Genomic DNA, 21,554 nt, shown 5'->3' with positions numbered 1-21,554 from the left:
TATATATATTACTGCGTCTTTTTTAATAAGCGAAGTTAAAATGATAAATGCTGTTTTTTTGCAAAACGTCCTTACAAACTACTCATACTGTGTTTCGCAGGATAATGGACTATCACCAAATTATTAAACAGTATGAATTAATATAACTCAAATTACTAGCATAAAGAATGACTGTCTAATCAATCTACCATCTTGTTGCGTCGCCTTTAACTGGATTTTGCTTAAAATAACGATAATCTTTCCAAACTCATTACTGGAATAAAAAGAAAGGTCAAATGACCTGTATCTGAAGAACAATAAATAAAAATAATAAATCAGGGATGTATACCAATGCATCCCTGATTTCATTGGGCTAAAGCCATAAAGGTCAAAATGACAAAACACCAAAGATTAATTCGCGATAATTGATCACTTAAAAAAACAATAACCGGGTCATCGTTCTCAATGTTTTGTCTTGCCAGCCAGGCAAAACGCCACAATGCAATGGCTGCGAAAGGTACCGTTAACATAAAATAAAAAGACTCATCCCGAACATAAACGATGTAAAAAACGTAAGTAATGAAACTGGCAAGGCCTATGGTTACAATCAGCCAATGAAGTACCAATGGATTATATTTCTTCAATACTTTACGTGTCGCATGCTTTAAGCCTAATTGCATTTCCATTTGTCGTTTGTTTAAAGCGATAAAAAGGCTAAGTAAAGTTACTGCCGTAATTAACCAAGTAGAAATGGGTAAACCAATACCCAAAGTACCGGCTAATACGCGCAGCATAAATCCTGCAGCAATACAAAGTACATCTACGATGGGGATAAGTTTGAAAAGATGGTTATAAGCAACATTAATCACTAAATAAACACAGAGAATTATAGCCAGTTTCTTAGAAATCAGCCAACCCAAAGCAAGCCCCATGACCAGCAATAAAAACAACATAAAAATTGCTTCAGATAGAGAAACTTTTCCACTCGCTAGCGGTCTATGTCGTTTGTGAGGATGCAAACTGTCTTCAATTCTGTCTTCAATATCATTATAAATATAAACAGCGCTTGAAATAAGACAAAAAGCCAAAGAAGCAAGTAAAGCAGGTAGAAAATATCCAGGAATAGGTGTGTAACAAAATCCCAGCATTACAAAGACTGCTTTGGCCCAGTGAGACACACGCAGAAGCAGAAATAAATGTTTCAGCCTTTCCATGACACTCACTTTTTTCATATCATTTATCAATTCAGTCACCTTCTCTGTTCCTGTAAAAATACAGTCTGGGAGAAGTAAGCATGACTCCGAAAATATCCTTCATCTGCTAGTTGCCTGGATTATGGTCTCGCATCATCCAAGTTAACCCTACTTGCACCCACAACGTACAATAGACTTCTTCGGAAATTCTACTACAGAGGAGAATTGATGCACTGTTCAAAATCCTCAGAAGTCTAATAACTATTAGTCATTAAGTTAAAAGTATCATAATCCTGAAAAAATGCATCATTTCAATATGTTAATTACCAAATAAAATAAAAACGTTCAATATATTGAAGCAATTTAGTAAAAAATAATCAAATAACATTGCATTTATACAATTACGAAGTAAGATAAAATATGCAAAAGGAATCAGACGTGTATTACACTCAAAAAAATGCCAATGGAAGGGGGATATCATGCACTTTATTCTTGCACCAGGATGTATCGTAAAATTTGACAATTTACGTAAAACGTATGAAGCAGAAAAAAAAGTCAATTTGAGCGAAAAACAATCCATAATAGGTACGCCGATTTTTTTTGGAGGAACTGATGTTGTCAGTAGAAACAAACAAATTTCATTTTTAGAAAAAGTAAAAGTACTTCTTAAAATTCATTTGCTCAACGAAGAGGACATCAAAACCCCAGCACAACGCCAAGTATACATCATTGCAGCACGATTTATGCTGGCTGCTTGCCTGTACGTACAATCTCAAATTGGAAGTTCAAAAAGGAACTCCGTCTTATATCGAATTATCGACGACAACCTAGGAATAACTGCTAAAAATTTTCTCGATGATGAAGATAAAGAAACGTGTTTTTTGACCGCAGAGCGGCTCATTAAAACACCAAATGCTCTGGAGCACTCAAATGTCGCCTTAGAAAAAAATGGGCTAAGACCATTTTCTGAAAAAGAATGGAAAGAATTCACAGACTTTTTAAAAGAAATGACTCGTACAAAAGAAGCTAAAGAGCAATTCACAAATTTCCCTGTAATTTCAATCACCCAACCCTTCTTCGGCACAGCTTTGGCTTATGCAGGAGCTACTGTGGGTGTCGTATTAGCAGAGGGAATAAGCAACTCAACCTCCGCAGTATCTCCCCGAGTTCAATTAACAGCGCTCGTTGGAAGTACTTTATTAGTTTTTAGTCCCGCTGGACCAACCGGAGTTGCCCTTTTGGCACCAGTCATTGCCACGAAACTGTTTACTTCTTTTTGTACAATAAGCTTAGCCCATATTATGAGTACAGCCGGAGGATATCTTGGACAAGGCATTGGGATAGGAGTAGGCCTTCCTTTTGATGCGGCATATAATTTGATCTGGTCTGTTTGTTCTCTAATCAGTCGTTACTACAGTAAACCATCACAACTTGCTCCAATTGATGGAACACGTATTGTTGATGGGGCCACAATACTTGCAGGCATCCCTATTCAATTAGTTCCTGAGAATACATTACCCCAGGGATATACTAAGAAAATTCTTGAAATAACTGATGGAGGCGAAATTCGCATCGATGGAGAAGAAATCAAAGATTCTGAAAAGCCGATGCACATTCCTCCTGAAGTAATTGAAGAATTAAAGAAGCAAATGGCTGCTCGCACTAAAACACAGGAATCAATCGAAGTGCAACAAGAGTCTGAGAAAAAAGAAGAGACTAAGAAAAATGAGGATGAAGAAACGGACTTGGAATCATTCTCAATGGTATAAGAAAAACCTGGATGACCTATTCAGAACTACACTTCTCCAATTCAATTGAATGATTCCATTTTTGGAAATTTGCCACTACAAAAATAAAAGTAGCCTGGGTGCAGCGCAGCGAAACCCGGGTTTCAAGTCTTCTCGATCCTGGGTTTCGCTGCACTCAAGCTACAGACTAAGGACGACTATCAACTTCTTTGCGCTGGTTAGGCATAAAGTCTTTTTTATCCAATCCCATAACTACAGCTAAAGCACCAGCAACATAAATCGAAGAATAAGTTCCAATCACAATACCAATGATCAACGCCAGCGAAAATCCGCGTATGGCTTCGCCTCCATGGATAAAGAGTGCAAGTACTACGAAAAGCGTCAATACAGAAGTCATAATAGTTCGTGATAACGTTTGGTTAATCGAAATATTCATAATTTCAATAGGAGAGGAACGACGAATCTTAATAAAATTCTCACGTACCCTATCAAAAACCACGATGGTATCATTTAGAGAATAACCAATTACTGCTAACAACCCTGCCAGTGCTTTCAAATCAAATTCAATGCCGAAAAAGGCAAAGACACCTAATATCAATACAGGATCATGTACTAGTGCAACAGCAGAGCTCACTGCAAGCCGGTACTCGAAACGCATGGCAATATAAATCATTGTTGCTAACAAAGAAACAACAACAGCCAAGGCTCCTTTAGTTGCTAATTCTTGCCCTACTTGCGGTCCGACAAAATCAACTCTTTGCTTAACAGCACCTGGCAAAGCACTCATGACTTGATCAACCAAACGAGGTTGTTCTTTATCTTCTCTGGGAGCGATACTAATTAAAACATCCTTAGAAGTACCGTAACTCACAACCTGAGCTTCTTTAAATCCTGCCTTATTCAGACTTTCCCTTATTGAAGATAAATCTGCAGCAGAAGAATAAGAAACTTCAATTTGAGTTCCACCAGTAAAATCAAGTCCCCACTTCAAGCCATGAATCGCTAAAGCGCTTATAGAAAGCACAAAGATTAATATGGAGAACATCGCCGTCCAACGGCGAGCACCCATAAAGTCCACATTTGAATTTGGATTAAAAAATTCCATCTGAGCCTCGCCTTAAATACCAATAGACAATTTCTTAACAACCCTGCCGCCATAATACCAATTTACAATCCCTCGAGTGTAAGTGATGCCTGTGAGCATAGAAGTTAATAACCCTAAAGAAAGCGTTACTGCGAACCCGCGTACAGGTCCTGTACCTACAGCAAACAAAATGATTGCTACAATGAGTGTCGTCACGTTCGCATCAAGAATCGTAGAAAATGCACGATCATATCCTGCGCTAATTGCTGCTTGCGGTGACAATCCATGCCGCAATTCCTCTCGAATGCGCTCGTAAATCAGGACGTTGGCATCTACTGCCATACCTACCGTCAATACAATTCCTGCAATGCCTGGGAGCGTCAGTGTTGCATCAATCAGAGACAATAAAGCACATAGCAAAACCAGGTTAAGCAACAATGCAATATCCGCAATGAGGCCGAAAAACCGATAATAGATCGGCATCAAGATGAGAATTAGACCCATACCAACTACTAAGGAAACAATACCTCTACGAATATTTTCCTTACCTAAAGTTGGGCCTACTGTACGCTCTTCTATTGGATAGATCGCAGCAGGCAAAGCCCCTGCTCGAAGCAATAAAGCTAAATTACTTGCTTCTTTACTGTCAGCAAGGCCAGTGATCTGGAAGTTATTACCCAAAGCATTTTGGATTACCGGAGCACTAATGACACGCTCCTCCCTATGTGTGACTCTCTTTTCTTCTCCATTTACGTTTTGTATGGTGTTTTTTGTTTCAACGTAAACAATAGCCATACGTTTACCAATATTTTCACGAGTAACTTTGGTAAACAGACTTTCACCACCTCCGCCAAGTTGTATTTGCACTGCTGGAGTAGCTGTTTGCTGATCATAACTGGAAACTGCTGAGGTAATTGAATCACCACTCAATACCACTTGCCTCTTTAACAGAATGGGGCGTCCATCCATGATGAGTAACTTATCATTGACGGGAATAGCGCCTGTTTGTTTCGCAATTTGCGGATCATTGTCCTGATCCACCAGATAGAATTGCAAGGTCGCAGTACCGCCAAGAATTTGCTTGGCACGTGCAGCATCTTGAATTCCAGGTAAATCAACAGCAACACGGGTTGCTCCCTGTTGTTGCACAACTGCCTCACCAACACCTAACTCATTAACCCGGTTACGTAAAATACTCATAGTTTGCTCAATCGTATTTTGGCGCGTCTTGTTTAATTCGACAGGTGAAATTGATACTAGAATTTCATTATCTGTTTTGCTTTTTACAAAAATAAGATCAGGAATTTTTTCCTTTAAGCCCAAATAAGCATTATCCATGGACTCACCATCACGGAAGCGTAAATTCACACCTTTGTCTGCTATATAACGAATACCTGTATAACGAATGCCTAGATCACGCAACTCTTGGCTAATATTTTTCATTATCCCTTCATAACGACGACTAATAACACTGTCTACATCAACTTCTAACAGAAAATGCACTCCCCCTCGTAAGTCCAGACCTTGTTTCATTGGGGCAGCACGAATTGCATCCAACCAACTTGGTGTAGACGGAGCTAAATTCAGAGCCACAGTGTATTGAGATCCCAAAGCATTTTTGATGGTATCACGAGCTAACAACTGGGAGTCAGTGGATGAAAAAACAACTTCAACCCCTTCATTTTGAGCGATGAGCGATTTAAAAGGCAGATTATCTTTTTTTAAGATACCTTCTACCTGATTTTTTAATTCATCATAATCCACAGGCGTCTCAGATGAAATCTGTACTACAGGGTTTTCTGTGTATAAATTAGGTATAGCGTAAATAAACCCAACAACCGCAATAATAATCAGCATTAGGTTTTTCCATAGAGGATATTTATTTTGCATTTCCGTGTCCCTATGCTTTCTTAAAGCGATTTTATAGTGCCTTTGGGCAATACAGTACTTACCGCACTTCTTTGTAAATTAATCTCTACACCTTCTGCAAGACTGATTTTAATGTATTGATCATCCAGACTCACTACTTTAGCTAACATACCACCTGAGGTAACAATCTCATCGCCTTTCTTTAAACGGTTTATTAACTCACGATGTTCTTTTGCTCTTTTATTTTGAGGTCTAATCAGCATAAAGTAGAACAACACAAAAATAGCGGCGATCATAATGAGCGAAAAAGATCCATCTGCTTGAGGCGCTGCTGTCCCCGCTCCAGCCAGAGCATCGCTAATAAAAAAACTCATATCGTCTCCTTTAATCTACTATTGATAATCGCGTGACATCATATAGCGAATTGCTCTTAAGGTAAATGAATCAAAGCGGAAATTAAAACAGTTTTTCATAATATTAGTTCCTATTTTGAACTATAATTTTCAAGAACAGTTCAAAAAGAGATCTAAATGAATAATTTCAAGGTCGTACTTGTTTTTTTATTTATGATAACCTTTCTGATTACTGGAAATTCAGCGCCAGAAAAAAACACTCAGGACATAAAACAATCAACTGTACTTATTATAAAAAAAATTCCTCTTACAGTAGATGGAAAGAGCACGGAGGTATTCAAAATTGAACAACCCGATGGAACTTGGGGCTATCAGGGGATAAAAGGACAATACTTTGATGCGGTCGTTAAAAATACAACTGATAGCCCTACAGTAGTTCATTGGCATGGGTTAATTTTACCAAATTCACAAGACGGAGTACCTTATGTAACACAAGCACCTATTCCAGCTGGTGGAGAATCTCATTATCATTTTAAATTACGTCAAGCCGGGACTTATTGGATGCATTCTCACTTTGACTTACAAGTCCAGAACTTTCTTTCTGCCCCGTTTATCATTTACGAACCTAATGAAAAAAATAAAGAAAAGGATGTCGTATTATTTCTTGGCGATTTTAGCTATAAAAAACCTGCAACTCTGTTGTATGAGTTAAAGAACAAGGGTACCGTACCTCTTAAAACAATGGGTGATATGCAACAAAAAACACCCATGAATAATAATTCAATGAAAAAAACTACACTTAGAACAATAAAACCTGATTTAAATGATGTGGCTTATGATGCTTTTTTAACAAATTATCATACTCTTTCCAATCCTGAAGTAATCCCAGTTCACAGTGGAGAAGTTGTGCGGCTCCGCATTATTGATGGTGCAGCAATGACTAACTTTTTTATTAATCTTGGCAAACTTCAGGGAAAAGCAATTGCTGTTGATGGGCAACCCATCAAAGAAATTCCGGGTAACCAATTTCAACTTGCTGTTGGCCAACGCATTGATATCCTCATCAAAATTCCTGAAGGTGAAGGAGCATATCCTATCCTTGCTCAGGGTGCTGGAACACAACTGCAAACCGGATTAATTTTATCTACACCAGGTGCTTCTAAAATATCAGTGAGCGAAAAAGCATCTACTCTTGCTGGCGGATTAAATAATGAGCAAGAATTTAAAACCCACTCCTTGGCGCCTCTCCCCGTGAAACAGCCAAAGCAAACACTCACTGTCACTTTAGATGGTGATATGATGAATTATATTTGGAAAATGAATAATCAAGCTTGGCCTAATATTACTCCATTAAGTGTAGATAAAAATAAAAGAATCGAAATCGTTATCATGAATAAAACAGGTATGGCTCATCCCATGCATTTACACGGACATTTTTTTGAAGTCACAGAAATTGATGGCAAACCCCTTAAAAATGGACCAATGCGAGATACCGTTTTAGTTTTACCTAATTCCACAGTCAAAATCCAATTTGATACTGATAATCCAGGGAATTGGATGTTTCACTGTCATATGCTCTATCACGAAGCAACAGGAATGATGACTTTTATCAATTATAAAGGCATCAAAATACCTGATTATAAGAAAGATACTTTTCGTAAATAAAATCGTAGCCTGAGTAAAGCGCACGCCTTTCTATGTACCGCGGCTTTATGCACGGTATCCAGGGATGTTGCTTAAAAAACTCAGGAGCACTCAAAGCATTGTTCTAGATACCACACATAAAGCGCGGTACGTCGAATGAAAAATTAGTGAGGCTTCTCGGAACCGGAACCCAGGAAACGTATATTAAAACCTAGGGGTTCGCTGCGCTTCACCCGGCTATATGTATAATCTACAATGAATCCAGTCCTTTAGCCAAATGATAAACCGTGCGAAATCCCGCTTGTCTTAATAACAGTACTGCACGCTGACTTCTTTGGCCTGACTGACAATAAATAAGAGTAGGCTTTAAAGGATCAAGCTCATCAAGACGCATGGGCAACTCAGCCAAAGGAATTAATTTTCCCCCTAAATTTTGATAGTGGTGCTCTTCGGTTGTTCTCACATCCAATAAAAACGTCTCAGGATTTTCTTGCAAAAACTGCGACAAATCTTCGCGTGCAATGGTAAAAGACTGCATCTCATCTACAGGGATACAAAAAGCACTTGCCTCAAGGGTTTGACCAAAAACACAAAATTGACATTCTTCGTTTTTAATCAACTGAATTTTTTTTATTTCCATAGTGAGCAAGTCAATACAAAGCAATCGATTAAGTAATGAAGCATTACTTGTAGTAATCCATTTGATAATTTCTGTAGCCTGCAAGAGTCCTAATAATCCAGGAAGAGTACCTATAACCCCTCCGTTTTGACAATTGGCGCCCATGTCAGGAATAATCGGAAACAAGCAATGTAAACAGGGATTCTCTTGCCTGTAAAATAAAGAGCAATGTCCTTGGAATTGATAAGCACTTGCATAAACATAGGGTTTTCCTAAACGATGACAGGTATCGTGAGCAAGATAACGCGTATAAAAATTGTCGGAACAATCGGCCACCAGATCGTATTGCGCAATAATTTCTTCTGCATTACACGCAGTGAGACGAAATGCATGTGCGTGAATCGTATTACTGGAATTTAAAGCGTGTATTTTCATTTTTGCAACATTAGCCTTTGCCTTGCTCACATCGATTTCCTGATAAAGAATTTGTCGATGCAGATTATTTTCTTCGATGAGATCACCATCAATAATTCCTATTGTTCCTACTCCTGCACCAGCAAGGTAAGGAAGCAGAGTAGCTCCAATGCCACCCGCACCAATGCATAATACCTTTGCTTTTCGTAGTTTTATTTGTCCCTGAATGCCAATTTCCTCTAATTTGATTTGCTGAGAGTAACGTTCTAATTCCGATGAAACAGTCATATTAGGGTTTCCTTATACCTGGCTTGGATTTTACTTCGGTGCCCAGTTTATATCAGTCAATGAAACTCAAAAGTTGTTCGGTTGCTCTTTGTGGATCTTTGGCGTGAGTAATTGCAGAAATAAGCGCTACACCTTGAACCCCTGTAGCAACCACATCAGGAATGCGCTCAACATTGATTCCCCCTATTGCAACCAAGGGATAATTTAAAGTCCGTTTCCAGCGTTGTAGCGATGCGATACCTTGCGCTATAAAAGGCATTTCTTTGCTGGTAGTCGGAAAAATAGGACCAATTGCAATGTAGGAAGGATTAAGAGCATGTGCTCGTGCAACTTCATAGTAACAATGAGTACTCACTCCCAGTAAAAGTCCCTGCTTTCTAATTGCATCAATATCCGCAGTATCTAAATCTGATTGTCCTAAGTGCACCGCTGCTGCATGCAATTTTAAAGCCATTTCCCAGTAATCATTAATAAATAAAATGGCATGATGTTTTTTAGCCAAAGCAATACTTCGCCGCACCTCTTCTTCAAGATTTTTTGTTTTTTCTTTAATTCGCAATTGAATGGTTTTTACCCCAAGATTCAACAACATTTCCACCCAGGCAAAACAATCAACTACAGGATAAAGTCCTAATCGATGACATGGTTTAAATGGCTGAGGTGCTTTATCTAATGGTTTAGATGAAAGATAAGGTAAATCTATTTCATCTTCCGGAAAATGACCATAATACACCCCAGTTTGTGCTCGACGTACTGCTTGGTGTACGTACATTTTTGCAATGATGAGTGCATCTTTAAGCACATGTCCAAGAGCCAATGATGCAGTAATTGCCGCGGAGAGAACTGAACGAAGTTCGGGATACTCCGCATAAGAACAATAAGTTTGGGTCAGCCAAAATGAATCAACACCGTTTGTCCAATAATCATGTCCCCACGAAGCTCCCTGCCCATGCAGGCCAAAGAGAAAAATGCTTTTTGCGCCATAAGCTAATAATTTATGAGCCGCTTCTTGCACAGATTGATACGTGATAATCTTACGCTTTAAAATAAATTCGGCTTCAAGCGTATTTAGCACCAAAACATCTGCATAAGAAAACCTCGCGTCGCTTAAATTTTTTTCATCACTATGTTGCACTGAAGGTAAAGTAAAATCGAAAACCACTGGACCAGAATAACGATCGAGAAACTGAAGTTCCTCAAAAGAAATTTCCCCGTTAATTTTAATCGCAGCAGGTTGAGCATCTTCATAAAATTGCTGTGATTGAAGTTCAAGGCCCAGCCCTCGAAAAGTTTGCCTATTCGCTTCATTGTCAGTATTGGTCCAGACAGTGCTCATAATGCAGCTTCCTGATGCCAAAATGGTGTATCAATTAGAGGCGTACACGATTGTGCTGTAATTCGCTCAGGCATAAGGCCTGCTTCAAAAGCACCTCGTCCTGCCATGATCGCATGTGAAAAGGCTTCAGCCATCGCTACTGGATGAATTGCTGAAGCAACTGCACTATTTAACAGTACCGCATCAAAACCTAACTCTAAAATACGTGTCGCATGAGATGGCTTGCCAATCCCGGCATCAACAATCAATGTGACATCCGGTAATCGCTGGCGTAAAGTTTCCAAAGCAAAAGGATTAAGTAATCCTTTTCCAGAACCTATAGGAGCTGCCCACGGCATCAAAATCTGACAACCACAATCAATTAAACGCTGGCATAAAACCAAATCATCCGTACAGTATGGAAAAACTTCAAATCCTCGTTTTACCAATTCAGTTGCCGCGTATAACAATTCAAAGGGATCAGGCTGCAAGCTGTAATCATCACCGATTACTTCTAATTTTATCCATGAGGTTTGAAAAAGTTCACGTGCCATTTCAGCTGTAGTAATTGCAGTTTGTGCATCACGACAACCTGCGGTATTGGGAAGCAAATAACACCCCAAAGATTGGATGGTTTGCCAAAATAAATCCGTGCCAGAATCCCCAGGCATTTGCCGTTTTAACGACACGGTAATCACATTGGTTTTAGAAGCCTGAACGGCATGAGTCATCACCTCAAGTGATGGATAACCTGCTGTTCCCAAGAGCAAACGGCTTGTTAGAGCTTTATCTGCTAAATACCACATAGCTATCCTCCCTGCATTGGTATAATCAGATCGACACGATCCCCTTCACACAAAATGGTGCTAGAAAACATGGATTTAGGAACAAATTGATTATTAATTGCGATTGCTACATGCGCCGCAATTCCTTCTCTTTGTGCGAGCATTTCCTGCAGCGTACAGGACGTATCAAGCGTTAATGGTTTATCATTTACATAAATAATCATGAATAAGCCTCCCAAAGCTCAGGATAACAAATATCGTGTTGATTGCTGTTTAATCCACGTAGAATTTCCTCTACCAATGCCGGAGCAATTAAATATCCATGACGATAAAGTCCATTAACAGCAATAAATTGTTTCGCATATTTTATGCGGGGTTGATGATGTACCAAAGTCGGACGACAATGGGCCACCGTCTTAATGATTCGTGCTTCGGCAAAACCTCGATGCACATAGTATGCAGCAGTTAATAATTCAAGTGTTGTACGTACCGAAATTGGGCTGCAATCCTCTGTTTCCAACTCACTCGCACCGATAAGATAATGAGAATCAGGGCGTGGCGCAATATAAATGGTATACCTGGGGTGTAAGAGCCGAATAGGTCTTTGTAGCTGAACTTCAGGTGCATGCAACCAAATAAGTTCCCCACGCAGTCCACGCAGATGTGGAAAAGAGGTTTTTGCCCCTAAGCCTCGGCAATCAAAAACACAATCAAATCGATATGATTCATTCCTTACTTCTACCCTTCCTGGATAGACAGAAGAAACAAAAGTATGGTCTCTGCAAATAACACCTTGCTTGCAAAGATGATTTTTAAGTGCGGGCAACAGAGTCTGATTATCAAGCTGTGCTTCTTTAGGGAAATAATAGGCTCGTTTAAATTGACGAAGTTCTGGCTCAAGCTGACTTAATAAATCATCATTGAGGAACTGGTAACATGAATCACTTAATTTATTAACAATTCTGGCACTAAACTGCTGCCATTCTGCTTTATCTTGTGGATGATGCACTACAAGACTACCTTGTTGACGAAAATATACGGGTTCTACTAATTGATTGAGAATGGATGGCCATAATATTTCAACCGATTCCATCCCCAAATTAAAAATCACTTGCTCCGCCTTATCAAGCTCAGACAGGGGAGCCAAAAGTCCTGCTGCTGCATTGCTGCAATTATTGAAAGAAGTTTCTGCTTCAAATAATGTTACTTGCCAGCCTTCGTTTTGTAAGCGCAAAGCCAACAAACATCCCATTATCCCAGCACCTACCACAACAGCATTTTTCATTTAATTAGAATCACTCAAAAATAGCCCTATTGCACCCAGGCTACAAACACCTAGGCCGCGATTTATCTTTATTCACCCACGCAACACGCGATAGGCTCCAAATCAGAATGAGGCATCTTAGGTAATAACTCATTTGTATAACACGCATTCACCGCAAAAGACTCATTAATTACTCCTAAATGTTTGCCAAATCGTCCTACTTTATTCCAATCACGTTCCACATTTAAAAGCGTACGGGAGAAAAAAGGTAAGCTGCGGATGAATATTGTATGATACATGGGGGTTCGTAATTGAGGTTTCATACGACATAAAAGTTCATAAGCTTCATCCGGATTTTCAGTGGTAAAGGCGGCTCCACGTTGTGTAGCTTTGAGAAATCCTTTAATGGTTTCAGGATTCTTTAACATCCGTTCTGGCACAATAAATTGAATGGAACAAAAACAGCAGCAACCTAGGCCTGCAAGCTGATCCAGGCGCAGAAATACAGTTTCACCACGTAAATGCTCTAATTCAACTTTCTGAAAATTAATAAAACCAATACCTGTGTCGATAATATCGCGGCAAATCGCATCAGTCACATTCATACCAATGCGCACTGTCTCATAACTTGAGGGCTCAATACCCGCTAACTTTGCCAAATTATCGATAATGATTTTGCCAAACTCGCCAATATAACCTACTCGTTTGCCGACAATATCTTGAAATGAGCTAATACCACTGGATTTAAGCGCAATAAGACCTGTTGGTGGCTCGTCCAGCAATGTGCCAATTGAAGTTACAGGATAGCCTTTTGCGCGAGCAGCCAAGGTATGAATCATAGCCTTAACTCCAAAATCTACATGCCCCATACCCACAATTTCAGTAACATCGCCAGGATCACTAGGCTCCAAAATCGCAAGTTTTATGTTTTCTTGCTGGTAATACCCTAATGAATGGGCAACAAAAATTGGGGTATGATAAGGGTTTGCATACCAATTAAGTAATAGAGTTGTTCTTGTTGATAACGCACTCATGCCATGACTCCTTGTATTAATTAAAAAATAAAGGATGGCAAAAGATATCGAGTGAAGGCCTAATTGAAGAAATGAACCTGTATTCAGAGCAATGATTCTTAAAAATAGCCAATAGATGAGACTCTTTAAGGGAGCAATCAATTTAAAATGAATACAGATTTAAGGCGTTCTTACGCTGGTACGAACCAGATCAAGTTCAACGGGTATTTCTCAGACGTTTATCACGACACCCCGCGCCATCAAATTGTTGGTAATGCTATCGTGTATGGGAAAAACTGTCAAATATTATCCCTCTCTCCCATTTATGGGAGAGGTCAGATCGCTACCATGAATTTAAAAATATAGGCTGTTTTTCCCACGAAGGCGGGAAAGACCGTTTATAAGAATAAGATTAAAAATATTTCAAGAAGAACAATAATTCTGCACATGAAACACATTATGCTGAATTAAAAATCGCTGACATAATAAGGGGGTGTGTTGCAATAGATGATGCAGATAAGCCCGAGTAAATTGTTGTGAACAAGTGGGGCAAGCGCAATCTCCATCAATCATTTCAAATTGCATCTGTGTTTTTGAATCAGTTAAATCCACGGTTCCTGCCTGGCTGTAAACCTTTCCTTGAGCCGCTGCTTGGGCAGGCTCATCTGTTTCAATAAACTCTATTCCCTTATTATGCAAACGGTTAATTAACTCAGGATCAAAACGTCCTATAACATAACGTGCTAAATGAGACCATTGCTCTAATTGTTCCCAATTCAGCTCATCCAAAATATTAAAATAAACCCCATGGGGTTTAACTACCTCATATTTTTGCAAATCATGAACATGAATAAATGGAACAATTGCATCATCCCAATTATCCCAGATTTGTGGAAAATCGCGCAGGATATTTTGAGGTAAAATAATAGCATTAGGTTTTAATTGATGGACAAGATCGATTAATTTCTCTAAAGTAAGTTTAACTCTAGAGCCATCATAGGGTGATTTGAGCACATAAACTTTTTCCTTATTAGCTATAAGTGACATTGCATTAATGACCACTTTCCCGGGACAAGCCAAGTAACGGGCTAAATCAGGTATTTTTTCGAGGACTGCCTGACCTGGTTTATATAACAAATGTTCTAAAGAATAGGATGCCGCGGTTATCTTTACTTCGTGCCAATTTGCCATTGTAAGACATAAACCTGCCTCTGAAGTTAAAACAGGTATAAAATTCTGTATTGCAGCCAACATTCCTGATCTCCTGATTTACAGCAATAAACTGGTGTCACCATAACTAAAAAATCTGTATCTTTTTTTGATTGCTTCTTGATAGAGCTTCATTGCTTGTTTGTGGCCGATAAAAGCTGAAACCAGCATGAGCAAGGTAGACTCAGGCAAATGAAAATTAGTCATTAACCCATCGCAAATCTTAAACTCATATCCTGGGTAAATAAAGATGTCTGTATCCCTGCTGCATGCAGTTAATACTCCATTTTGTGCTGCACTCTCTAGACTGCGCAAAGCAGTTGTACCTACTGCAATTACTCGATTTCCCGCTGCCTTTGTAGCGTGTACTGCAGCACATAATTCCGGACTAATTGTGAATTGCTCACTATGCATTTTATGGTCTTTGATATTATCACAACGAACAGGTCTGAATGTTCCTGCTCCTACATGTAAAGTAAGATAAGCTACAGCAACTCCTCTGGAATGTAAGCTGGACAATACAGATTCATCGAAATGTAAGCCAGCCGTAGGAGCTGCGACAGATCCTTCATATTTTGCATAGACTGTTTGGTAACGATCCTGATCCAAAATTTCATCATTTCGGGTAATGTAGGGGGGTAATGGAATGTGCCCTATTCCATTTAATAATTGCAAAACGTCGATATCTGCTTTACATATAAACAGATCATCTTTCCTATCAAGGACTTCGAGTTCTTTATTGTGTTCTAACTTAATAATTGACCCGGCCTTTAATGCTTTACTGGCTTTAATATGAGCTAGAAAAGTGAATTCGCCTGTAATACGCTCCACTAATAGCTCAACTTTTCCACCAGTAGTTTTATGACCATAAAGTCGAGCAGGAATCACTTTGGAATCATTCATAACCAGTAAATCGCCAGGATTTAAAAAATCAGCTATTTCGCGAAACTGATAATGACCATATTCATCTTTTTGACGATTATAAATTAAAAGACGCGAATCACTGCGATGAGCCAAAGGATACTGCGCAATTAATTCTGGAGGTAAATCAAAGTAAAAATCCTGTTTATTCATAGAGCAACCTGAAAATAAATTGCCGATATTATACACGGAATACAATGATTCATCATCCCTATTGAATAAGAGATTGCCTACAAATTAAAGCTGAATCTTCTACACATCGCTGCAAAACCAGCCCAGTTCTACTTCGACGTCCCCCCCTACGACTTGTTCGCGGGGTTGTCCCTGAGAGAGCCACGCAAAATTTGAATGTAATTTTATGTTTTTAAATGAAATATACTCAGCTTTCTACGTACTGCGCTTTATGCGCGGTACGTAGGGAGGTAAATTTCGTGTGGATCGCTTAGGGCTTGTCCGCGGGGATAGCCGCAATGTGAGACAGAAATTAAAGAGAAGTATTCTTAAACGTGTTACTTCATTGTTTTAGTCGGATCGACTTCGGACCTGGGTGCTGAATCCATTATTGTTCGTTTGGCGCTATATAACCATTGAAGCCTTTGTTTTTGCGGCTCCATAATCTTCTCTGGAGTGACTTCTTCAATTAATTTATCAAGCTTTCCTTTGCTCTCAGGTGATATTGATGAATTTTTGACAACATCTCGAACTTTTTCGATATCTTCTTTTTTTGGAGCTTTTAATACCAAAGATTCAAATTTTTCTATCATTTGCGTATAGCTTGCATGAGGATCAGGTTTTGGAGAAGGCCTTTCCGACAAACGAGGATTATTGCTCAATAATGTTGCTTTTCTAGCTTGAGCAACGCTTAAGGTTTCTACCATTTTTTCTCTGGCGTGTTGCATTTCAGATCTTTGAACTTGCAATATTTCTCTTAGGCTGAGGTGCTGCTCTTTGCGTTGAATTTGTTTCTGCAAATTTTCTTGTATCTTTTCCATAAAATTGAAGCGAGGAGTTTGAATACGTTCTTTCTCTTGATTAAAATTACGTTTAGCTTCCTCCCATTGCTCTTGAGTCAATGTTTTAGGATCCACCTCCTTAGGAATTAAAGCATATGAGCCATCTTCTTTTTGAATAAGGCATTTTGCCTCCTCATGTTTGACAATAAAACGGGCCTGAGAAAAATCAAAAACTTGTTCCAATTGCTCATTAAGGAGTATTTTCTTATTTCTCATAACTTTTAATGCAGAAATCAATCCTTGTTCCCGTAATTGCAATCCTTCCATTTCAGTGTCAAATTGTCCTGGAGAAGATTGTTGCAACTTACGCTCTTGTATTTTAGATCGCGTTTGCTCTAGAGCTAAACGAAATAATTCCTCATAATTTGTGATAGTTTGACTTAAGTGAGCTTGATGAAAATTGAGTTCATGTTCAATTGTTCTGATGTGTCCACTAATACGGCGCTGCTCCATTTCTTGAACTTTAGGATTATCGAAAAGTGTATTGCTATGTAGTATCTCTTGTTCCCTATATCTTTCGAGATCTTGCATCAAAATAGAACGTCTTCGTTCAGCAAAAGCAACAGGATCTTCATAAGGATGACTCAAAATAGGCAATGTTAAGTACGTATCCAATATATCGAAATGTGTATGAAGCTCCTCATGATAGACCGCCATCTGTGCTTCTTCCTCTTCAAGAGCAATCAATTCTTTTTCAATCTGACTTAATTGTTCCTCCAATTTATTCAGTTCTACATCTAGAGCATGAACTGTCTCGAGGTAGTTGTAAATCATAGCCTCTATAATTTCTATGGGAAGACGGGTAAAAATTGTTTCTTTATGCTCAATATGTTTATCCTTTGCAAGATGCTTTTCAATTTCGAGTCTAAAAAGTTGATCCACATTTTTCGCTAAAGCGTCCCGTTCTGCAATTAGTCCCATAAGAAGAAAAACTCTATGTTGTCGCTTCCGGATTGCTTCTTCATTTTGTTCTCTAATCGCATGAATTTGCTCCTCTTTTTCCATCAGTTCTCGGGCTATCATAGTAACTGTTTCTTTCCCTCCAGCTGTTTTAAGAAAATAAAACACCTCTGCAGCATTTTTTAATCCAAAACGGGAAAGAAATTGAGTAGCTAAATAGGGAGTTGTTTCACTATTGTTGGGATCATTGCTTTTTTCTATATCTGCAAACCATTGCTCCAGCCTTCCCTCCATAAGGGTTCGTTCTGCTTCATTGAGCTCGTGCCACATTGAAGTAACAATTTCTGCAGTATGTCTTGGAATTTCCGATCGATTAGAAACCATATGAGAACTTCCCAAAAAGCATCTTGATTAAATTATAGGCTATTTTGGAAGAAAAAGCGGATACAGCCCAGGAGAACTCCCTATTTGCTGAGTATGTAAACAATGCAAAGAGAATTAAATTTCAAAGATTTTAATTATTTAGAATACTCATTGTTTTTTGGGTTCTATAATAAAGAACCCAAAAAACTGTTGAAAAAATCCACCACAAACAGCAGCATAAGCCGCTACTAATGAGAACTATATAGTGATAGGAAAAGTAACCTGAGAGTCTAACAGATGATGCTCTTTTTCACCGCCTTCTGGAATTTTACTATATAATTCAGTATGGACGGGTGGTACATCTTTCCGCGTGTTATGACTACTCTTGGATTGTAAATCATTGTTGCTCATCATTATATAGGATTGTGTTATTTGCACACTTTCAACTGTAGGGGGCACTGAACGGGTTGAAACACAAGCATTCACAGTCGCTTTAACTGCCATACCCGACAAACCACCAAGGAATAAAAATGGAGACCACAATACAGAGCCTATGGTTTTCATAACCCCTTTAAAGCTCAATCCATCTTCATTTACAACACGTGATTTAATCACATCGAACACGTTTTTGTCGCTGCTATAGCATTCTTTAGCGCTAGAATATAAATATGCTAAACCCAGGGCACCATAGAGTACAAGTGCGCCGATTCCAAAAGTCGCGGCACTAAAAGCCATTGCACCTGCAGCTCCGGCTCCAGCAGTAGTTAGCGATGCAGTAGTTAAACTCATCGCGCCTAGCGTTGAACTCAGTATTGCAGCAACAACCACAATGGGCAAAAGGATAAAAAATCCAACCAATAAGACACGTCCACCACGGCCAGTCGAAGAATAACTGTGATGATGATGGTGATGATAACCATTATGTACGCGAGAAGTAGTACGGACCTCCACATGCGGTTTACGGGGCGTTACCTCAACATGGGGGTTACGAAAAGGCGTCACCTCAACATGAGGATATAAGGAATATTGAGGATTATGGCCATGCTGATGGGCACCATGAGTAACATGATCATGATGATGTTGTTTGCTGCTAAATTCCACTTTAGTCTCCTTTTGATTTTTATTAAATTCCACACTTGTCGCGAAGAAGTATAAAAAAGAAAACTTAAGGTTTTATTAACAAAAAAATAAGTCTTTACATAAAAATTACATTTCTTTACAGAAAGCCTATACAATGACCAACAAGAAAACAGATAGTAACCAAATTATTCCACTGGTTACATAAGGGTACTGATATCCTTTGTATTTTTTTCTTCGTGAAAGAATATCAAGAATAAGAACTGGAACAACGGAAAGAAAAGTCAACATGAATATTAGTACAACTGGAACCGCGATTTTCTGAAAAGGCATAATGCCCACTAAAAAATTCTCTACTTCATACAATATTTCACGCACATAAAAAATTGCCCATAAGCACCAAAAGGTAAACGTATAAATTAGCCAAGAAGCAGCAAATAGCGGTACAAGCAATTTAGCTCCTTTTATGGCAAAGAACTTGTTAAAGGCTTTAATAAATTCCTCTGAAAAGAAAACCAGAATCGCACTCAAAAGAACAACCCAAGCCAGTGTTAATAACATTTATTTGTTCCTTTTCTCAACATCTTCTAATACTTCCCACCGCGCATAAAGTCGTGTCAGTAAATCCTCATCTTCAGCCAGACCTTGATTAATCTTTGTAATCAGTTGGGCATCCTGTTGGTAAAATTTGGGTTCAGTCATTTGTAATTGTAATTCGGCTATTTTTGCTTCTAGCTGTTCAATTTTTTGTGGCAACTGCGCCAGTTCACGTTGCTCATTAAAACTTAATTTGTTTGTTGCAGGATTTCGTTTCACAACAGGTGTTTTTACTACTTGCTCTCGCTGTTGTTGTTTTTTATGCATTTTATATTCATCATAACCACCCACAAATTCATTAAACTGCCCTGCTTCTTCATAAACCAGAACACTGGTAACGACTTGATTAATAAATGCTCTATCATGGCTAATTAATATTAAAGTTCCAGGATAGTCAACTAACATGCTTTCAAGGAGCTCCAAAGTTTCAATATCCAAATCATTGGTAGGCTCGTCCATTACTAACAGGTTTACTGGTTTGGCAAACAATTTGGCTAATAATAATCTGTTTCTTTCTCCACCAGAAAGCACTGAAACCGGTTGATTAAAACGCTCGGGTGAAAATAAAAATTCACGCAAATAACTGGCAACATGTTTTTGTTTGCCATTAATTGTTACATAATCCGCACCATCACCCACATTAAACATAACTGTTTGATCTTCCTGCAAATGACGACGCAATTGATCAAAATAAGCGACACTCAAAGAAGTGCCACGCTTTATTTGTCCAGAGTCTGGCTGTAATTCCCCGAGCAATAGCCGGACCAGAGTCGTTTTACCACATCCATTAGGACCGATTATTCCAAGCTTATCCCCGCGAGTTAACAGTAAGGAAAAATCACGTAAAATTGTTTTATTTCCCAAGTTATAGTTCACTTGGTTTGCCTCGATAACCACTGCACCTGAACGAGTTACATCGAGAGAGAATGATTTGACCTTACCCAATTGATTGCGGCGTGCCTTATATTCTTCACGCATTGCCTTTAATGCGCGCACCCGTCCTTCATTACGTGTTCGTCGCGCTTTGATTCCTGTACGGATCCATGCCTCTTCCTCTGCCAGCTTTTTATCAAATAAATCATTTTGCTTTTGCTCGCTAAGACGAATGGTTTCCCTTCTGTCCAGATAAGTTTCATAGTTACAATCGTGTTGGTATAGTTTTCCTCTATCAATTTCTAATATCCGGTTGGATACTTGACTTAAAAACTCTCTATCATGAGTCACCAAAAGGACAGCTCCTTTGAAACTCTTTAAATAAGCCTCCAACCATTCAATCGCTTCAATATCCAAATGGTTTGTAGGCTCATCCAATAGTAATAAATCTGGAGTTGCGATGAGTGCCGCCCCCAGAAGCACACGCCGTTTCATCCCACCTGACAAGTTATTCATGCGCTCATTAGTAGCTATACCTAAACGACTGGCCATAGTTTCAATTTGCGGCAATTTATCCCAAGCATGTAAATTATCCATTTGTTGCTGGCACAAAGCTAATTTATCCGTGTCACCCAATTGAGATAATTCATTAAAACGCGATAAAATCTCCCCTACTTCGCCAAGGCTTTTCACGAGGAAATGATAGACAGATTCTTCTTCAGTAATTGGAACCTCCTGAGTCAATCCAGCAACTCGTAATCCAGAAAGCTGATTGATTTGACCACTATCAGGAACCAAATCTCCCAATAAGAGCTTAAGCAAAGTGGATTTACCTGCCCCATTTCGTCCAACTAATGCAATACGATCATGAGATTGGATCTGCCAATCAGCATTATCTAATAACTGATTACCTGCAATATTGAGAGAGACGCCATGAAGGGAAATAATACTCATAAATAAACTCTGATTATAAATGTGTAGCCTGAGTGCAGCGAGGTGAAGCCCTGAAGATTGCAAACTAATAAACCCAGGC

The 21,554-nt window shown here is 38.9% G+C and carries 18 protein-coding genes and 1 riboswitch; of the genes, 2 read left to right on the top strand and 16 right to left on the bottom strand.

What is annotated here, in order from left to right; translation table 11 throughout:
- Positions 1 to 344: 344 nt before the first annotated feature.
- Complete coding sequence (locus tag DY223_RS05440) at positions 345 to 1,232, bottom strand: decaprenyl-phosphate phosphoribosyltransferase (RefSeq protein ID WP_058460458.1); 888 nt, start codon at positions 1,230 to 1,232, stop codon at positions 345 to 347.
- A 419-nt stretch (positions 1,233 to 1,651) separates the two neighbouring features.
- Here DY223_RS05440 and DY223_RS05435 point away from each other — a divergent pair, with 419 nt between their 5' ends.
- Positions 1,652 to 2,941, top strand: coding sequence for a hypothetical protein (locus DY223_RS05435; protein ID WP_058460457.1), 1,290 nt, complete (start codon positions 1,652 to 1,654; stop codon positions 2,939 to 2,941).
- A gap of 166 nt (positions 2,942 to 3,107) precedes the next feature.
- On the opposite strand, the gene secF is transcribed toward DY223_RS05435, so the two are convergent.
- The 3 genes from secF to yajC are packed head-to-tail and all read right to left on the bottom strand — an operon-like array spanning position 3,108 to position 6,247.
- Positions 3,108 to 4,025: a protein translocase subunit SecF gene (gene secF, locus DY223_RS05430; protein WP_058460456.1), complete on the bottom strand. Its 918-nt coding sequence runs from the start codon at positions 4,023 to 4,025 to the stop codon at positions 3,108 to 3,110.
- 12 nt (positions 4,026 to 4,037) lie between these two features.
- Positions 4,038 to 5,894 (bottom strand): protein translocase subunit SecD, encoded by a 1,857-nt coding sequence (gene secD / locus DY223_RS05425; protein ID WP_058460455.1) that lies wholly within the window; start codon positions 5,892 to 5,894, stop codon positions 4,038 to 4,040.
- 20 nt (positions 5,895 to 5,914) lie between these two features.
- A complete protein-coding gene (gene yajC, locus DY223_RS05420) occupies positions 5,915 to 6,247 on the bottom strand; it encodes a preprotein translocase subunit YajC (protein ID WP_058460454.1) in 333 nt (110 codons plus the stop codon).
- Between the two features lie 156 nt (positions 6,248 to 6,403).
- Between yajC and DY223_RS05415 the strand changes: the two genes are divergently transcribed.
- Positions 6,404 to 7,891 (top strand): multicopper oxidase family protein, encoded by a 1,488-nt coding sequence (locus tag DY223_RS05415; RefSeq protein ID WP_058460453.1) that lies wholly within the window; start codon positions 6,404 to 6,406, stop codon positions 7,889 to 7,891.
- 229 nt (positions 7,892 to 8,120) lie between these two features.
- Here the strand turns inward: DY223_RS05415 and DY223_RS05410 are convergent, their stop codons facing one another.
- From DY223_RS05410 to DY223_RS05355, 12 genes are all read right to left on the bottom strand, one after another.
- The gene (locus DY223_RS05410) at positions 8,121 to 9,191 is read right to left on the bottom strand and encodes a ThiF family adenylyltransferase (RefSeq protein ID WP_058460452.1); all 1,071 of its coding nucleotides are present in this window, start codon (positions 9,189 to 9,191) and stop codon (positions 8,121 to 8,123) included.
- A gap of 52 nt (positions 9,192 to 9,243) precedes the next feature.
- Positions 9,244 to 10,527 carry a thiamine phosphate synthase gene (gene thiE, locus DY223_RS05405; protein ID WP_058460451.1) on the bottom strand — a complete coding sequence of 428 codons (1,284 nt, stop codon included), beginning with the start codon at positions 10,525 to 10,527 and terminating at the stop codon, positions 9,244 to 9,246.
- On the bottom strand, positions 10,524 to 11,312 hold the full coding sequence (locus tag DY223_RS05400) for a thiazole synthase (protein WP_058460450.1): 789 nt from the start codon (positions 11,310 to 11,312) through the stop codon (positions 10,524 to 10,526). Before DY223_RS05400 ends, thiE begins: the two co-directional genes overlap by 4 nt.
- 2 nt (positions 11,313 to 11,314) lie before the next feature.
- Complete coding sequence (thiS, locus tag DY223_RS05395; RefSeq protein WP_058460449.1) at positions 11,315 to 11,515, bottom strand: sulfur carrier protein ThiS; 201 nt, start codon at positions 11,513 to 11,515, stop codon at positions 11,315 to 11,317.
- Complete coding sequence (locus DY223_RS05390) at positions 11,512 to 12,576, bottom strand: FAD-dependent oxidoreductase (protein WP_058460448.1); 1,065 nt, start codon at positions 12,574 to 12,576, stop codon at positions 11,512 to 11,514. Before DY223_RS05390 ends, thiS begins: the two co-directional genes overlap by 4 nt.
- A 68-nt stretch (positions 12,577 to 12,644) precedes the next feature.
- Positions 12,645 to 13,589 (bottom strand): ABC transporter substrate-binding protein, encoded by a 945-nt coding sequence (locus tag DY223_RS05385; protein ID WP_058460447.1) that lies wholly within the window; start codon positions 13,587 to 13,589, stop codon positions 12,645 to 12,647.
- Positions 13,590 to 13,739: 150 nt separating this feature from the next.
- Positions 13,740 to 13,833: riboswitch (TPP riboswitch) on the bottom strand.
- Between the two features lie 158 nt (positions 13,834 to 13,991).
- The gene (locus tag DY223_RS05380; protein WP_058460446.1) at positions 13,992 to 14,822 is read right to left on the bottom strand and encodes a tRNA-guanine transglycosylase; all 831 of its coding nucleotides are present in this window, start codon (positions 14,820 to 14,822) and stop codon (positions 13,992 to 13,994) included.
- A gap of 15 nt (positions 14,823 to 14,837) precedes the next feature.
- A complete protein-coding gene (gene queA, locus DY223_RS05375) occupies positions 14,838 to 15,851 on the bottom strand; it encodes a tRNA preQ1(34) S-adenosylmethionine ribosyltransferase-isomerase QueA (RefSeq protein ID WP_058460445.1) in 1,014 nt (337 codons plus the stop codon).
- 356 nt (positions 15,852 to 16,207) lie between these two features.
- Positions 16,208 to 17,995, bottom strand: coding sequence for a hypothetical protein (locus DY223_RS19405; protein WP_058460444.1), 1,788 nt, complete (start codon positions 17,993 to 17,995; stop codon positions 16,208 to 16,210).
- Positions 17,996 to 18,232: 237 nt separating this feature from the next.
- The gene (locus DY223_RS05365; protein WP_058460443.1) at positions 18,233 to 19,075 is read right to left on the bottom strand and encodes a hypothetical protein; all 843 of its coding nucleotides are present in this window, start codon (positions 19,073 to 19,075) and stop codon (positions 18,233 to 18,235) included.
- Between the two features lie 126 nt (positions 19,076 to 19,201).
- Positions 19,202 to 19,612 carry a hypothetical protein gene (locus DY223_RS05360; RefSeq protein ID WP_058460442.1) on the bottom strand — a complete coding sequence of 137 codons (411 nt, stop codon included), beginning with the start codon at positions 19,610 to 19,612 and terminating at the stop codon, positions 19,202 to 19,204.
- Complete coding sequence (locus tag DY223_RS05355; RefSeq protein WP_058460441.1) at positions 19,613 to 21,475, bottom strand: ATP-binding cassette domain-containing protein; 1,863 nt, start codon at positions 21,473 to 21,475, stop codon at positions 19,613 to 19,615.
- Positions 21,476 to 21,554 lie beyond the last annotated feature (79 nt).

The organism is Legionella bozemanae (assembly GCF_900450575.1).
GTDB lineage: Bacteria > Pseudomonadota > Gammaproteobacteria > Legionellales > Legionellaceae > Legionella > Legionella bozemanae.
Note: the sequence above shows the minus strand (reverse complement) of the source record. Positions and strands in the feature narration are given on the sequence as shown.

Excerpts from the sequence above, each read along its gene's own strand:
- DY223_RS05385 (WP_058460447.1), bottom strand. The coding sequence starts at position 13,589 with ATGAGTGCGTTATCAACAAGAACAACTCTATTACTTAATTGGTATGCA.
- DY223_RS05435 (WP_058460457.1), top strand. The coding sequence starts at position 1,652 with ATGCACTTTATTCTTGCACCAGGATGTATCGTAAAATTTGACAATTTA.
- secF (WP_058460456.1), bottom strand. The coding sequence starts at position 4,025 with ATGGAATTTTTTAATCCAAATTCAAATGTGGACTTTATGGGTGCTCGC.
- DY223_RS19405 (WP_058460444.1), bottom strand. The coding sequence starts at position 17,995 with ATGGTTTCTAATCGATCGGAAATTCCAAGACATACTGCAGAAATTGTT.
- DY223_RS05380 (WP_058460446.1), bottom strand. The coding sequence starts at position 14,822 with ATGTTGGCTGCAATACAGAATTTTATACCTGTTTTAACTTCAGAGGCA.
- DY223_RS05390 (WP_058460448.1), bottom strand. The coding sequence starts at position 12,576 with ATGAAAAATGCTGTTGTGGTAGGTGCTGGGATAATGGGATGTTTGTTG.
- secD (WP_058460455.1), bottom strand. The coding sequence starts at position 5,894 with ATGCAAAATAAATATCCTCTATGGAAAAACCTAATGCTGATTATTATT.
- thiE (WP_058460451.1), bottom strand. The coding sequence starts at position 10,527 with ATGAGCACTGTCTGGACCAATACTGACAATGAAGCGAATAGGCAAACT.
- yajC (WP_058460454.1), bottom strand. The coding sequence starts at position 6,247 with ATGAGTTTTTTTATTAGCGATGCTCTGGCTGGAGCGGGGACAGCAGCG.
- DY223_RS05360 (WP_058460442.1), bottom strand. The coding sequence starts at position 19,612 with ATGTTATTAACACTGGCTTGGGTTGTTCTTTTGAGTGCGATTCTGGTT.
- DY223_RS05415 (WP_058460453.1), top strand. The coding sequence starts at position 6,404 with ATGAATAATTTCAAGGTCGTACTTGTTTTTTTATTTATGATAACCTTT.
- thiS (WP_058460449.1), bottom strand. The coding sequence starts at position 11,515 with ATGATTATTTATGTAAATGATAAACCATTAACGCTTGATACGTCCTGT.
- queA (WP_058460445.1), bottom strand. The coding sequence starts at position 15,851 with ATGAATAAACAGGATTTTTACTTTGATTTACCTCCAGAATTAATTGCG.
- DY223_RS05410 (WP_058460452.1), bottom strand. The coding sequence starts at position 9,191 with ATGACTGTTTCATCGGAATTAGAACGTTACTCTCAGCAAATCAAATTA.
- DY223_RS05400 (WP_058460450.1), bottom strand. The coding sequence starts at position 11,312 with ATGTGGTATTTAGCAGATAAAGCTCTAACAAGCCGTTTGCTCTTGGGA.
- DY223_RS05355 (WP_058460441.1), bottom strand. The coding sequence starts at position 21,475 with ATGAGTATTATTTCCCTTCATGGCGTCTCTCTCAATATTGCAGGTAAT.